The 13,704-nt window shown below is 63.6% G+C and carries 13 protein-coding genes; 9 read left to right on the forward strand and 4 right to left on the reverse strand.

The genetic code is table 11. The features are described from left to right. The first annotated feature begins 67 nt into the window (after positions 1 to 67). Entirely contained in the window at positions 68 to 325 is a 258-nt protein-coding gene (locus tag NKJ81_RS26520) for a type II toxin-antitoxin system RelB/DinJ family antitoxin (RefSeq protein WP_352472285.1), read from the forward strand. 1 nt (position 326) lies between these two features. Then, entirely contained in the window at positions 327 to 599 is a 273-nt protein-coding gene (locus NKJ81_RS26525) for a type II toxin-antitoxin system YafQ family toxin (protein WP_352502059.1), read from the forward strand. A gap of 29 nt (positions 600 to 628) precedes the next feature. On the opposite strand, the gene NKJ81_RS26530 is transcribed toward NKJ81_RS26525, so the two are convergent. From NKJ81_RS26530 to NKJ81_RS26545, 4 genes are all read right to left on the reverse strand, one after another. Then, on the reverse strand, positions 629 to 1,471 hold the full coding sequence (locus tag NKJ81_RS26530) for an acyl-CoA thioester hydrolase/BAAT C-terminal domain-containing protein (RefSeq protein WP_352542224.1): 843 nt from the start codon (positions 1,469 to 1,471) through the stop codon (positions 629 to 631). A 157-nt stretch (positions 1,472 to 1,628) separates the two neighbouring features. Further along, entirely contained in the window at positions 1,629 to 2,684 is a 1,056-nt protein-coding gene (locus NKJ81_RS26535) for a substrate-binding domain-containing protein (protein ID WP_352472282.1), read from the reverse strand. Positions 2,685 to 2,730: 46 nt separating this feature from the next. Continuing rightward, entirely contained in the window at positions 2,731 to 3,726 is a 996-nt protein-coding gene (locus NKJ81_RS26540; RefSeq protein WP_023676003.1) for an ABC transporter permease, read from the reverse strand. An 83-nt stretch (positions 3,727 to 3,809) separates the two neighbouring features. Next, complete coding sequence (locus NKJ81_RS26545; RefSeq protein WP_352542225.1) at positions 3,810 to 5,321, reverse strand: sugar ABC transporter ATP-binding protein; 1,512 nt, start codon at positions 5,319 to 5,321, stop codon at positions 3,810 to 3,812. 135 nt (positions 5,322 to 5,456) lie between these two features. On the opposite strand from NKJ81_RS26545, the gene mtnK reads away from it, so the two are divergent. From mtnK to NKJ81_RS26580, 7 genes are all read left to right on the forward strand, one after another. Next, the gene (gene mtnK / locus NKJ81_RS26550; protein WP_352542226.1) at positions 5,457 to 6,728 is read left to right on the forward strand and encodes an S-methyl-5-thioribose kinase; all 1,272 of its coding nucleotides are present in this window, start codon (positions 5,457 to 5,459) and stop codon (positions 6,726 to 6,728) included. Next, positions 6,725 to 7,819, forward strand: a complete 1,095-nt coding sequence (gene mtnA / locus NKJ81_RS26555) for an S-methyl-5-thioribose-1-phosphate isomerase (protein WP_352542227.1) — start codon at positions 6,725 to 6,727, stop codon at positions 7,817 to 7,819. The genes mtnK and mtnA overlap by 4 nt, the downstream gene beginning before the upstream one ends. Positions 7,820 to 8,000: 181 nt before the next feature. Further along, positions 8,001 to 8,885 carry a helix-turn-helix domain-containing protein gene (locus tag NKJ81_RS26560; protein WP_031211585.1) on the forward strand — a complete coding sequence of 295 codons (885 nt, stop codon included), beginning with the start codon at positions 8,001 to 8,003 and terminating at the stop codon, positions 8,883 to 8,885. A gap of 129 nt (positions 8,886 to 9,014) precedes the next feature. Beyond that, positions 9,015 to 9,674 (forward strand): 2Fe-2S iron-sulfur cluster-binding protein, encoded by a 660-nt coding sequence (locus NKJ81_RS26565; RefSeq protein WP_352542228.1) that lies wholly within the window; start codon positions 9,015 to 9,017, stop codon positions 9,672 to 9,674. A gap of 3 nt (positions 9,675 to 9,677) precedes the next feature. Next, positions 9,678 to 10,664: an FAD binding domain-containing protein gene (locus NKJ81_RS26570; protein WP_352542229.1), complete on the forward strand. Its 987-nt coding sequence runs from the start codon at positions 9,678 to 9,680 to the stop codon at positions 10,662 to 10,664. A gap of 71 nt (positions 10,665 to 10,735) precedes the next feature. After that, positions 10,736 to 11,206: a nuclear transport factor 2 family protein gene (locus tag NKJ81_RS26575; protein ID WP_352503006.1), complete on the forward strand. Its 471-nt coding sequence runs from the start codon at positions 10,736 to 10,738 to the stop codon at positions 11,204 to 11,206. Between the two features lie 98 nt (positions 11,207 to 11,304). Next, positions 11,305 to 13,614 (forward strand): xanthine dehydrogenase family protein molybdopterin-binding subunit, encoded by a 2,310-nt coding sequence (locus tag NKJ81_RS26580; RefSeq protein ID WP_352542230.1) that lies wholly within the window; start codon positions 11,305 to 11,307, stop codon positions 13,612 to 13,614. Positions 13,615 to 13,704 lie beyond the last annotated feature (90 nt).

The raw sequence follows: 13,704 nt of genomic DNA on the forward strand, positions 1-13,704 counted from the left end.
CGGGATCACTCTTGCGAAGTTGGTATTTTGTAGCTACATTGTGGCTCAGACCTCAAGGAGTCACAACATGGCAACGGATACCGTGGTCCGCGCTCGGATCGATACGGCGACAAAGGATCAGGCAACGGAGGCCTTGGCGGCAATGGGATTGTCCGTTTCCGACGCCATTCGCCTGCTGCTGGTCCGCGTCGCCGCCGACAAGGAATTTCCCTTCCCGGTGAAAGTGCCGAACGCAACGACTCGAAAGGCCATGACCGAATTGGAACGTGGCAAGGGCAAGCCTTTCGCCTCGGCCGATGAGTTGTTCAAGGATTTGGGAATGTGACGTGCTGACGCCCGTTCGCTCTGGGCAATTCCGTCGCGACGTGAAACGTGCGGAGAAGCGGGGCAAAGATCTTGGCAAGTTGCGCGAACTGCTAGGCCTCCTGCTCGCCGGAGATGAGCTACCGGCGAGCTATAAGGACCACTCGCTGAAAGGCGATTGGAAAGGCTTTCGTGACGCTCACATAGAACCGGACTGGCTCTTGATCTACCGAGTTGCCGGCGATGAACTCCAGCTAGCTCGCACCGGCTCCCATTCCGATCTGTTCAACGAATAGCCGAGACAGGTGCGCATTTGAGAATTTTGCTAAAGTAGTTCTCGGATGCCTTCCCAAGCCTTTCGGCCCAGCTTTGAATCGGCCTCGTCATTGCCTCCGTGTGCATGCAAAGTCGAGCGTGGTGTGTTCTCGCCTGGCAAGAGAATGCGGTGACCGGCATCCGGCGACGAAATGAGATGCGTGACCTTGCCTGCTTCGCCGCGCCGCCCAACAATATCTCGGGCGAACGATAGGGAAGGCCACAGTGCATCGCCGCCACCGGCGACGAGCAGAAGCTCGGCCGATGCGGTCTCAACAGGGATGGTCGCCGCATTCGCTTCCCGCTTGAACGTTTTCAAACAACTTTCGAAAAGCCCCCTATAGGACACCTGGCCATCGACATACTCTGGTGTCCAATCTGGATCTGTCGGCACAAACGGCAGCGCGATGCCGTCGAGCGACCATGAGGATCGTTCAGGCCAGCTGACACCATCGCGGCCCGCACCGACATTTCCCCAAACTACGGATGACGGGCTAATCGCGACCACCGCATCAATTCGCTGGTCATGGACGGCGGCAAGCAATGACGCCTCGGCACCCTTAGACGTGCCCACATAGACGATACGACGGCATCCTGTTTCAATGAGATAATCGGTTGCCGCAAAGAACGTTTCCAGGGGAATCTCACATATTCCGGGAACCTGGCCTTCACCGCCAAACCACTGCAGAGCCAAGGCCGATGCACCCGCATTTGCAAAGAGCCGCGCGCGACCGACGTCAACACGGCCGCTCGATCCACCCAACACCACAACGCCCGTGGTGGCCTTCAAGCATCGAAAACATGTTCCGGCGACGGCGCCGGTAAGACTTTCCTCTACCGCCCGCATCTCCATGTACCCGTCAATCCTGGGTTTCGATTGTCCAATCGGCCCGCAAAGCCGGCGGCTGCGACAATTGCAATTCGGCGGTCCGGCACGCCAGACATCTTCGACAAAAAGGCCGCCTGCAACAAGCTGCTGCAGACGGCTATTGTTTTGCTCGTGCCGAAAGTCACTTCGCGTTCGGGTTCGGCATCCAGGTCGGCATCGCGACATCGGCATGGGCGAATTGCGGCAGCTTGGCCGAGAGGTCCTCCATGTTCTTGATGTCCTTGTCGAGCAGATCCTTCTGGGTGATCAGCGTCGGCGGCACGATGACGTTGTGGCCGGGATCCTCGCCGGCCAAGAGCTGCGCCAGCGCACGCACCGAGACCTGGCCGACGACGGCCGGGTTGGTGGCGGCGGTTGCCGCCCAGGCGCTGTCCGGCTCGCGCATCGCGGCGATATCCGAGGTCGAGATGTCGGCCGAATAGATCTTGATGTCCTTGTTCAGCCCGGCCTCGTCGACCGCGATCTTCACGCCCTTGGCGAATTCGTCATAGGGCGCGAACATCACCTTGATGTCGGGATGGGCCGATAGCACCGAACGGGCCTGGTTGGCGACCGAATTGGCGATCGGATTGTCGAGCGTGCCGAACATGGCGGCTTCGTTGATGCCCGAATATTTCTTCTTGAATTCGACCCAGGTCTCGTTGCGGCGGTCGAGCGGCGCGATGCCGGCGACATAGACATAGCCGGCCTTCCAGCTCTCGCCATTGTCCTTGACCGCCTGTTCGAGCGCCAGGCGCGCGAGGTCGCGGTCGGACTGTTCGATCTGCGGGATCTTGGGGTTTTCGACATTGACGTCGAAGGCGACAACCTTGATGCCGGCGTCGACCGCACGCTGGGCGGCGTCCTTCATCGATTCCGTCAGTCCGTGCTGGATGATGATGCCCTGGACGCCGAGCGCGATAGCCTGGTCGACCATGTCCGCCTGAAGCGCCGCGTCCTGGCGGCTATCGAGCACGCGCAGGTCGACACCGAGCGCCTTGGCCTGCGCCTCGACGCCGGAAAGGTAGGCCTGGAAGAAGTCGCCGGTCGAGAGATAGCGGACCAGCGCTATCTTGACGGCACCCGGCTTGTCGAACGGCGCCGGCCTGTCCTGCGCTATTGCCGGCATCTGCATCAGCAATGTTGCGCCGGCAAGCCCGAGCGCTGCCTTCCCCAAAAGCCTTCTTGTGATGTTCACGTCGTTTCCTCCACTTGTTGAACCCAAAATATGACCCGGTCGAACCCTATCTCCTGCCCCTGCCGGAAAGGGCGAAGGTAAAGACAAGGGCGACCACGAGAACCACGCCCTTGACGAAATCCTGCGTGTAGTAAGGCGCGTTCATCATCGTCAGGCCTTGCAGCAGCACGCCGACAAACACCGCGCCGACAGCCGTGCCGAAGGCGTTCGGCTTGGCGGCGCCGAGAACCGCGTAACCGATGAGTGCCGCAGCCACCGCGTCGAGCAACAGATTATTACCCGAGGCGATGTCGCCGCGTCCAAGCCGGGCAGCGAGCAAAATGCCGCCGATCGAGGCAAAAACTCCCGAAATAACGTAGGCCCAGATTTTGTATGCCTTGACAGGCGCGCCGGCGAGTTCTGCGGCGCGTTCGTTGCTGCCGACCGCATACATCATGCGCCCGAAACGCGTGTATTCGAGAAAAAACCAGATCAGCACCGCCAGCACGAGCAGAACGACGACCGACACCGGAATGAGGTTCGGGATGAAGAAATCGAAGCGATGGCGGCCAAGCGCCAGGAACGCGGCGCCGAAGCTGCCGTTGGCGACCGAGCCGTCGGGCATGGTCATGCCGGTGGCGATCGAACGGCCTTCGGTCGGGATGCGCTGCAGGCCGACAAGCAGGAACATCATGCCGAGCGTCGCCAAAAGGTCCGGAACCCGCATATAGACGATCAGCCAGCCATTGATCAGGCCGACGACGGCGCCGATCACAAGACAGACGACGACCGCCACGACGGCGTTCTGCCCCAGCACCACCATGACATAGGCAGCTGCCATCATGGCGCTGGTGGCGACAGAGCCGATCGACAGGTCGAAGCCGCCGACGACCAGCGTGGCGGTGACGCCGAGCGCCAGAACGCCGGTGATGGCGACCGACTGGAAGATGAAGACAGCACTTTGCGGCGAGACGAAACCATCGGCAGCGACGGCGAAATAGGCGATCAGCCCGAACAACAGAACGATGAAGCCGTAGCGAATAGCATTGTCGCGCAGGATCATTCAGCGCTCCCGCACGCCGGCACCGTCTTTATCCAACCCGAATTCATGCCCTCTCCATTCCAATTCTCATCGTCATCCCGCCGTCAGGCTGCGCTGTGCAACGGCCCGCCCGCCACTTCGGCCAGCAGACGCTCGAGATCGACATCGGTATTGCGGTGCTCGCCGACGATCGTCTGCTCCGACATCACCAGGATGCGATCGGCCGTCTCCAGGGCTTCGTCGAGTTCGGTGACGAACAGCAGCGTCGCACGGCCGTGGGCGCTGGCCCGCAGCTTGGCGGCGATGTCGCGCCTAGCCGAAATGTCGACGCCCTGAAAGGGCTCGTCGAGGATGAAAAGCCTTGCCGCCTGCGACATCCAGCGGGCGACCATCACCTTCTGCTGATTGCCGCCGGAAAGCGACGCCATCTCGTCCCTCTCCGAGCGGCAGACGATGCCGAGCTCCTGGATCTGCTGGCGGGCAATGGCGCGTTCGATACGGCGTTTGAGAACACCGAGACGCGACATGCGGCTGTGGAACGGCAGGCTGATATTCTCCTGGATGTTGAAGTCGCCGACGATGCCGTTTTCGCCTCGGTCCTTGGCGACGAGAAACACACCGGCGGCAATCGCTTCGCCGGTCGATGCCGGAGCATAGGGTTTCCCGTTCAGCACCATGGTCCCGGCCAGCGGCTGGCGCAGGCCGAACAGCGTCTCGGCGAGCACGGTCTTGCCGACACCGACAAGGCCGGTGATGGCAACGACCTCGCCATCGCCGAGGGTCAGCGAGATCGGCCTGGCGCCTTCAGCAATCCGCAGCGCGTCGGCAGTGAAAATTGCTTTGGCCGAATTCCTGGCGACGATCCGCTCGAGCTGGATCTTGCGGCCGAGCATGGCGTTGACCGCACCTTCGTAATCCAGCGGCTTCTTGTCGAAGATACCTGAGATAACCCCATCGCGCATCGAAATGATGCGATCGGCAAGCCGTCTGATATCCGACATACGGTGCGAGATGTAGAGGATGGCCACGCCTTGCTGGCGAAGCCGGTCGAGCAGCGCGAACAGCCGGTCGGCTTCGGCGCTGGACAGCGAGGAGGTCGGCTCGTCGAGGATCAGCACTTTCGGCCGGTGCGCCATGGCGCGGGCGATCGCCACCATCTGGCGGTCGGCCAGAGAGAGATCGCTGATCCGGGCCTTGAGGTCGATGGCCAGTCCCATGCGGTGGGCCACCGCCTTTGCCTCGCGACGCACCCGGCCTGGATTGAACAGGGTCGGCACGCCGCTGCCGCTCAACCTGTCGAGGGTAAGGTTGGTGGCGACGTCGAGGTCGGCGACGACACCGTCATTGATGTTCTGGTGGACGGTAACGACGCCGGCGCGGATCGCCTCCGCCGGCGTTTTCGGGTCGAACACGTGACCGGCAAGCGACATCGTGCCGCCGCCATGGTCGTAGACACCACTGATGATCTTGACGAGGGTGGATTTGCCGGCGCCGTTGGCGCCCATCAGCACGGTCACTTCGCCGGCATGCAACTCGAGCGAGACGCCGCCAAGCACCTCGATATGGCCAAAGGATTTCCTCAGGCCGTCGACGCGGAACACGGCATCATTGCCCATTCGTTCCTCCCTGACCATGACGCTATGGGCTATATCGGCAATTGTCAACACGATTGACAATTGCCAGCAGGCTTCCTAGCTTGGCCCGACCGCGTTGGCTCCGCTATCATCGGAGCACATGAGCGGGAGGTGAGGATGACTGGGAAATCGCCGTTCGAAGCACTGTCGGTCGAGACACTGGCGGGCCGTCTCGGTGCCAACGAGCCCCTGTGTTCGCAGATCGGCAAGGATACGAGCCAGTGGAAGGTTCGTGAAGTCGGCGACGGCAATCTGAACCTGGTGTTCATCGTCGAGGGTGCTGAGGGTGCGGCCGTCGTCAAGCAGGCCCTGCCCTACGTCCGGCTGGTCGGCGACAGCTGGCCGCTGCCGCTAAAGCGCTCTTTCTTCGAATACCATGCGCTGACGCGGCAACAGGCGCGGGCGCCGGGTTCGGTGCCCGATATCTATCACTTCGACGAAGGCCAGGCGCTGATCATCATGGAGTATCTGTCGCCGCACATTATCCTGCGGCGGGCGCTGATCGAAGGCCGGCAATTGCCCAACATCGCGACAGACATCGGCTTGTTCATGGCCCGCACGTTGTTTCGCGGCTCCGACCTGCATATGGCGACCAAGGACCGCAAGGCCGATCTGGCACTGTTCGCCGATAATGTCGAACTCTGCGACATCACCGAGAACCTGGTTTTCTCGGATCCGTATTTCGATGCCAAGATGAACCGGCACACCAGCCCGCAGCTCGACGGCATTGTCGCCGAGCTGCGCGCCGACCGCGACCTCAAGGTCGAGGCGCAGCGCATGAAGCACATCTTCGCTGCCAATGCCGAGACGCTGCTGCATGGCGACCTGCATTCCGGCTCGATCATGGTCACCGACACCGAAACGAGGATGATCGACCCCGAATTCGCCTTCTACGGGCCGATCGCCTTCGACGTCGGCATGCTGCTCGCCAATTTCTGGATGGCGTTCTTCTCGCAGCGTGGCCATGAACAGGACGGAAGCCGCGACGCCATGCGTGGCTATCTGCTCGGCGTTACGGTCGAGACATGGTCGGTGTTTCGCGCCGAGTTCTCGCATCTGTGGCGAACCGAGCGTACTGGCATGCTCTACCAGAAGAGCCTGTTCGAAGATCAGGGCGACGGGCTTGGCGCCGAGCAGGCGCTCGACCACATGCTGCAGTCGATCTGGACCGATCTGCTCGGCTTCGCCGGCGTCGAGGTTCACCGGCGAATTCTCGGCCTTGCCCACAATGCCGATTTCGAGACCATTGCCGATCCGGATCTGCGCGCCAGATGTGAGGCAAAGGCGCTGAAATTCGGCCGTCACCTCGCCGTCAACCGGCGCCAGATCCACAGCATCGACGAGGTCAACCGGTTGGCCGCGCTGATCGAACGGGAGAGCAGGATTTGAACGTCGGCGACCGCCACTACCGCACCATCTGGCCGAGTGACGACGGGCGTTCGGTGGAGATCATCGACCAGCGCTGGCTGCCGCATGATTTCCGCATCGAAAAGATCGATACCGTCGCGGGCATCGCCACGGCAATCCGCGACATGTGGGTGCGCGGGGCGCCGCTGATCGGCGTCACCGCGGCCTATGGGGTCGCCATGCAGATGGCCGACGATCCGTCGGATGCAGCACTCGACGCCGTCTGGGCAACCTTGCACGAAACGCGCCCGACGGCGATCAATTTGCGCTGGGCGCTGAACGAAATGCAGCGCTTCCTGCTGACGCTTCCCCTGGCAGAACGTGCCGCGGCTGCCTATCGGCGTGCCGGCGAGATCGCCGACGAGGATGTCGGCCTCAACCGCGCCATCGGCGCTCATGGGCTCGAAATCATCAAGGCGATCGCGGCGCGCAAGCAGCCGGGCGAACCGGTCAATATCCTGACCCACTGCAACGCCGGCTGGCTGGCCACGGTCGACTACGGCACCGCCACCGCGCCGATCTATCTGGCGACGGAAGCCGGCATTCCAGTCCATGTCTATGTCGACGAAACACGACCCCGCAACCAGGGTGCCCAATTGACCGCCTGGGAGATGGCCGGCCACGGCGTGCCGCATACGCTGATCGTCGACAATGCCGGCGGCCATCTGATGCAGCGCGGCCAGATCGACATGGTCGTCGTCGGCACCGACAGGACCACCGCCGACGGCGATGTCTGCAATAAGATCGGTACCTATCTCAAGGCGCTCGCCGCCGCCGACAACGACGTGCCGTTCTATGTCGCGCTGCCGTCGCCGACGATCGACTGGACCGTGGGCGACGGGCTGGCCGACATCCCGATCGAACAGCGCTCGCCCGACGAGGTCTCACTGGTCTGGGGCAAGACCGCTTCCGGCGAGATCGCCCAGGTCCGCGTATCGCCGGAAGCCACGCCGGCGGCCAATCCGGCCTTCGACGTGACGCCGGCGCGGCTGGTCACCGGCTTGATCACCGAACGCGGTGTCGCTACGGCCTCGCGCGAAGGCCTGAGGGCGATGTTTCCCGAGCGCGGATGATCGGCTTTTCCGGGAGGGCGCTCCGGATTTGCCTGATCTCACGATTTCTTGAACACGGCACGGTTAAAAACGCCCGTTGCCCGTCCCACATGGACGGCCGGATGCGTAGCGGCGGGGCGGCGCCCAACGCTCGAAGCCGGGGCTGCCCACGGCTCGGCGAGTGAACCAGCGGGATACCGCGATGTCATTCAGACCGTTGCTTGGTGACGGACGGGTTCGGAGCCAGGACGAGAAGTCGGAGCCCCTGCAAACCGCGTCATGGGTCAGCTCCTCGATCGTCTTCGACAACCGGCGGTGGGCGTGCCGGGAGGCGGAGCTCCGCTGGACAGCCCCTCATCATCTGATCGTGCTGACCGAAGAAGGCGGCACGTCCCATACATCCATCCGGCACGAGGCACGATCCCTTTACGACGGAATGGACCGTCCCGGAGCCCTCACCTTCGTCCCGGCAGGCGCGGAACGACAGGGCTTCTATCGCGATGTAAACCTCTCCTATTCAGCCCTGTGGATCGATCCCGATATCGGGCTTCCCGGATGCGAACGCCTGAGGAACCTGCCTATACTGGTAAACAAGAAAGACGCGGTCGTCGCCACGCTCTTGAGTTCGCTTCGTGACGAGATGGCACTCGGCCACAAGCCAGACACTGCCTATGTCGAGCATCTGGTCGCCCTCGTCAGTCTCCGCGTGGCCAACCTGAGCCGGGAGCAACCGCGGTTTGTACGTCACGGCTGTCTCAGCCGCCGGGCACTTGGTCGCGTTCGGGATTACATCGATGCGCATATGAATTCCGACATTTCGCTAAGCGAGCTGGCAGCCGCCGCGGGCATGGCCGTCGACAGTTTTGCGCGTCGCTTCAAGGCGACGACCGGCCTTGCACCCTACGCCTATGTGATCGAGGAACGGGTGCGGCGAGCGGAGGCGCTACTGCGCGAAACGGGTTTGTCGATCGGTGTCATTGCCTTTCGGCTCGGCTTCTCAAGCCAGAGCCACTTCACCACGACCTTCCGACGTCTGAGGGGCATGACGCCTCGTGCCTATCGGGTGAATTCTTCTCCAGAATCCTGATAGTGCCGCCGGTTTCTTGAAAGAAAGCCGCCGCCCGCACTCCCACCTCCGGTGTCGTTGGGTGACAGAACCCGAGGGTTCTCTGGGTCAAGTTGCCGTCTGCGCTTCATTGCGACTGGGAGATCATGCATGGCCAAAACGGACAACAGGAGCGGGCCGACGCGTCGGATGGTATTGGAAGGCGGTGTTGCGACCGGGGTGCTCCTGGCTACCGGACTACCGGTTGACGCCGAGCCGGCCGAGACCGTCACGGCGGCTGCATCGTCCTCGCCGCTACCGACTATGACGATGTCGTTACGGATCAACGCGAAGGATCTTGCCATCGAGCTCGACCCGCGGACGACGCTGCTCGACGCCCTGCGCAACCATCTCGGCCTCACCGGCTCGAAGAAGGGCTGCGACCACGGCCAGTGCGGCGCATGCACGGTGCTCGTCGATGGGCGCCGGATCAATTCCTGCCTGACGCTTGCCGCAATGCATGAAGGCGACGAGATCACCACTATCGAGGGCCTTGCCGAGGGTGACCGGCTGCATCCGGTCCAGGCCGCCTTCGTCGCCCGCGACGGTTTCCAGTGCGGCTACTGTACGCCAGGCCAGATCTGCTCGGCGGTTGGCATGCTGGGCGAGGCGCGGGCCGGCTGGCCAAGCCATGCGAGCGCCGACGTGGCAGCGGCTTCCGTCGCTCTCACCGATGCCGAGATCCGCGAGCGGATGAGCGGCAACATCTGCCGTTGCGCCGCCTATCCGAACATTGTCGCTGCAATCCGCGACGCGGCAGAGGAGGCATGAGCAATGCAGTCCTTCACTTATGAACGTGCGGCGAGTGCTGAGCAGGCGGCGGCCGCGGTTGCGGCCCGGCCGGACGCCAAGTTCATCAGCGGCGGCACCAACCTGCTCGACCTGATGAAGCTCGAGATCGAGCGCCCAGCGCATCTCGTCGACATCAGCCGGCTGCCGCTTGATCGGATCGAGGAGACGGCGGAAGGCGGACTTCGGATCGGTGCCCAGGTCCGCAATAGCGATCTTGCCGCCGACCCGCGGGTAAGGTCGCGCTATCCGATGCTCACGCAAGCGCTGCTGGCGGGAGCGTCCGGACAGATACGCAACAAGGCCTCGACCAGCGGCAATCTCCTGCAGCGCACGCGCTGTCCCTATTTCTACGACCGCAACATGCCCTGCAACAAGCGCCAGCCGGGTTCGGGCTGCGCGGCACTTCAGGGCTTCAATCGCATGCACGCCGTACTCGGCGCGAGCGAAGCCTGCATTGCGGTCCATCCCTCCGACATGGCGGTCGCCATGTCCGGGCTCGACGCCAGGATTGAGACCGTCTCGCCCGGCGGCGAGACCCGCACGATCCCGATCGGCGATTTCCATCGGTTGCCCGAGGCGACGCCCCAGGTGGAGACCGTGCTCGGCCACGGCGAAATAGTCGTCGCGGTTGCCCTGCCGCCGCCGCCACCCGGCCGACAGGTTTACCGCAAGGTGCGCGACCGTGCTTCCTACGCCTTCGCGCTGGTGTCGGTGGCAGCAATCGTCGAGAAAAGCGGCGACCGTATCCGAAGCGCTCGGATCGCCATGGGCGGCGTGGCAGCGAAACCCTGGCGCGCGACGGAGGCGGAGCGGACGCTCGCAGGCGCGGCGGCATCCGACGGCGCCTTTAGCGACGCGGCCGAAGCCGCGCTCGCCGGAGGCGTCGGTCATGGCGCCAATGGTTTCAAGATCCCGCTGGCGAAACGGACGATACGGCACACGCTGGCTGCTGCCGCCGAGACTGCATGAGGCGATGCGATGACAGTGACGACGACCCCGAACCGCTGTTCCCAGATGCCGGCGCCGAGCAGGAGATCGATATGAAACTCACGCGACGCGCCGTTGCCGCCGCGGGTGGCGGCCTTCTCGTCTCTGCCGCCACAGCCTGGGGCGCCACATCCGATCCGGGAGCTCGTCACGGGCTCGAGGCCGCCGTAGACGCCTTCTTTGCCGGCTGGGCCTCTGGCGACTGGACGGCATTCCTTGACTGTTGCGATGAGACGATGACCTTCCAATTCCCTGTCGGCGAGCAACGAGGCCGACACGGACCGCCAGAGGGCAAACGGGCACTCGCAGCCTGGACCGCCGCGCATCAAGCGCAGGGGAACAGGATCACGAAATCGACCGTCGATCTCAAGCTCTTCGCCGCCGACTGGGTCATCGTCTGCGATCGCGGGAGCGGGACAATCGGTGGCGCGCCCTACACTGGCCTGCATGCGATCTTCATGCGAGCCGGCCCAACAGGGAGGCTGGTCGAGTTTCGCGAGTATTTCGGCGAGATCGCCGCGTGAGCTCCGGCCGCCGCGCGACGAACATAAAGGTGCGAGGAAGCGGCGTCGTCGCGGCCTCGATGCTTCCGAACTCCAGATGAAAAATCTTTAGGTGACTTATGAACGAGACCATACCCGGACTGCCCGGCTCCGCCACCCATTCAAGGGTGAAACCTCGTGCCGATGCTGGCATCATCGGGCGGCCGATCGACCGCATCGACGGTCCGCTCAAAGTGACGGGCGGCGCCACATACGCTTACGAGAATGAGCTGGATGGTACAGCCTATGGCTACATTCTCGGCGCCTCCGTCGCCAAGGGCCGCATCGCCGAGATCGACACGGCCGAAGCCGAACGGGCGCCGGCAGTGCTGCTCGTCATGACGCACCGGAATGCGCCGGCCCAGCCGGATTTCGGCCCAACGGTCACGCCAACGGTGCCGGAGGTCTTCGCGCGCCCCCGGCCCGCGCTCAACAGCGATCAGGTACGGTATTACGACGAGCCGGTCGCGCTGGTCGTTGCGGAGACGTTCGAGGCGGCGCGCGCTGCTGCGGGCCTCATCAGAGTACGCTACGACGAGGAGCCGGGCCTCTACGATCTACCGGGACATATCGCCGACGCCTACGCGCCAAAGCGGACCAATGCCGGCTTCGAGACCGACAGCGTGGTCGGCGACTTCGAGCGCGCCTTTGCGACGGCGCCGATCAAGATCGATTCCACTTACGGGACCCCCTTCGAACATCACAATCCGATGGAGCCGCATGCGACGCTTGCTGCCTGGTCAGGCAACGAGCTGACGATCCGAACATCGGCGCAGACCCTCGCGAACTTCCGGGCCGGGGTCGCCAGCACGCTTCGCATCCCGCTCGAGCGAGTGCGCATCGTCAGCCCCTTCATCGGCGGAGGCTTCGGCTCCAAGCTGATTGCCCATGCCGACACGATCCTGGCCGCACTTGCAGCGCAGGTGCTGCAGCGCCCCGTGAAGATCGCGCTGACGCGACAACAGATGTTCGCCAATGCCGGTCATCGCGCAGAGATGGTCCAACAGGTACGTCTCGGCGCGGACACTGACGGGCGGCTCACCGGGATCGCGCACGATGTCTGGTCGGCAACGTCCAGCTTCGAGGAGTACTGCGAACAAACGGCAGTTTTTGCGCGCTCGCTCTACGCGGCGCCGAACCGTCTCACCCGCCATCGCCTGGTTCCGCTGGACATCAACCGCGGCGAATGGATGCGCTCGCCCGGCGAAGCGCCCGGCATGCTGGCTTTCGAATGCGCCATGGATGAGCTCGCCGAGCGCGCCGGTCTGGACCCGATCGAACTCAGGATCCGCAACGAACCGGCACAGGATCCCGAGCGCGGCGTGCCGTTCTCCACCCGCAATCTCGTCGCCTGCATGGAGGAAGGCGCCCGCCGTTTCGGCTGGGAGCGGAGAAACCCGACACCGGGCCGAACTCGGGAGGGCCGTAAGCTTATCGGCCACGGCATGGCGGCGGCGATCCGTCCGAACTATATCGGCGCGGCGACGGCGCGGGTTGCGATCGACCGGGACGGTCGGGTGACGGCGCGGCTCGACATGACCGATATTGGGACCGGCACCTATACGATCCTGACTCAGATTGCCGCCGAGAGCCTCGGCCTGCCGATCTCGTCCGTCAAGGTGGAGCTCGGCGACAGCCGCTTCCCGCGTACCGCCGGCTCCGGCGGATCCTGGGGCGCAGCAAGCGCGGGTTCGGCCTTGCATGATGCGTGCAACATCCTCAAGAAACAGATCCTGGAGGCGGCGCAGTCGAACGAAGCCTCGCCGTTGCGCGGCGCGAACGCCACCGAGGCAAGCTTTGCCGACGGCGAGGTCAGGGTCGGCCAGCGATCGGCGAGCCTGGCCGATCTTATCCGAGGGATCTCTCCCGATGGACTCGAAGCCGAAGGCTCCGTAGCCGCGGGCGCCACCACCCAGTCATACAAGACCTATTCGCAGCATTCCTATGGCGCGCATTTCGCAGAGGTCGCTGTCGATTGCGATACCGGTGAAATCCGCATGCGCCGGATGCTGGCTGTGATCGGCGCGGGCCGTATCCTCAACGCCAAGACCGCGCGCTCGCAAATCATCGGCGGCATGACCTGGGGGATCGGTGCAGCGCTGATGGAGCAGACGGTGCTCGACCCGCGCTACGGCCACTTCGTCAATCACGATCTTGCCGAGTATCATGTGCCGGTCAATGGCGATGTCCCCGATATGGAGGTCGCCTTCCTCGAGGAAGACGACGACAAGGCCAACCCGCTTGGCGCAAAGGGTCTCGGCGAGCTCGGCGTGTGCGGTGCGGGGGCTGCTGTCGCCAACGCCGTTTACAACGCGGCCGGCGTGCGAGTGCGTGAATTTCCCATCACCTTGGACAAGGTGCTGCCTGCCTTACCTGTGATCGCCATTTGACCCTCTCCTCCCTCGCCCTCAACGGTCACCAGGTCGAAACGGATCGCTATTTCTGCGCCATCGACGGTGACGCCGGTGGTTGACAGCGCT

The organism is Mesorhizobium sp. M0018, from assembly GCF_040323955.1.
Classification (GTDB): domain Bacteria; phylum Pseudomonadota; class Alphaproteobacteria; order Rhizobiales; family Rhizobiaceae; genus Mesorhizobium.

What these genes read in the sequence shown, in the direction of transcription:
- NKJ81_RS26520 (WP_352472285.1), top strand. Translation starts at nt 68, where the DNA reads ATGGCAACGGATACCGTGGTCCGCGCTCGGATCGATACGGCGACAAAG.
- NKJ81_RS26530 (WP_352542224.1), bottom strand. Translation starts at nt 1,471, where the DNA reads ATGGAGATGCGGGCGGTAGAGGAAAGTCTTACCGGCGCCGTCGCCGGA.
- NKJ81_RS26540 (WP_023676003.1), bottom strand. Translation starts at nt 3,726, where the DNA reads ATGATCCTGCGCGACAATGCTATTCGCTACGGCTTCATCGTTCTGTTG.
- NKJ81_RS26545 (WP_352542225.1), bottom strand. Translation starts at nt 5,321, where the DNA reads ATGGGCAATGATGCCGTGTTCCGCGTCGACGGCCTGAGGAAATCCTTT.
- mtnK (WP_352542226.1), top strand. Translation starts at nt 5,457, where the DNA reads ATGACTGGGAAATCGCCGTTCGAAGCACTGTCGGTCGAGACACTGGCG.
- NKJ81_RS26560 (WP_031211585.1), top strand. Translation starts at nt 8,001, where the DNA reads ATGTCATTCAGACCGTTGCTTGGTGACGGACGGGTTCGGAGCCAGGAC.
- NKJ81_RS26565 (WP_352542228.1), top strand. Translation starts at nt 9,015, where the DNA reads ATGGCCAAAACGGACAACAGGAGCGGGCCGACGCGTCGGATGGTATTG.
- NKJ81_RS26570 (WP_352542229.1), top strand. Translation starts at nt 9,678, where the DNA reads ATGCAGTCCTTCACTTATGAACGTGCGGCGAGTGCTGAGCAGGCGGCG.
- NKJ81_RS26575 (WP_352503006.1), top strand. Translation starts at nt 10,736, where the DNA reads ATGAAACTCACGCGACGCGCCGTTGCCGCCGCGGGTGGCGGCCTTCTC.
- NKJ81_RS26580 (WP_352542230.1), top strand. Translation starts at nt 11,305, where the DNA reads ATGAACGAGACCATACCCGGACTGCCCGGCTCCGCCACCCATTCAAGG.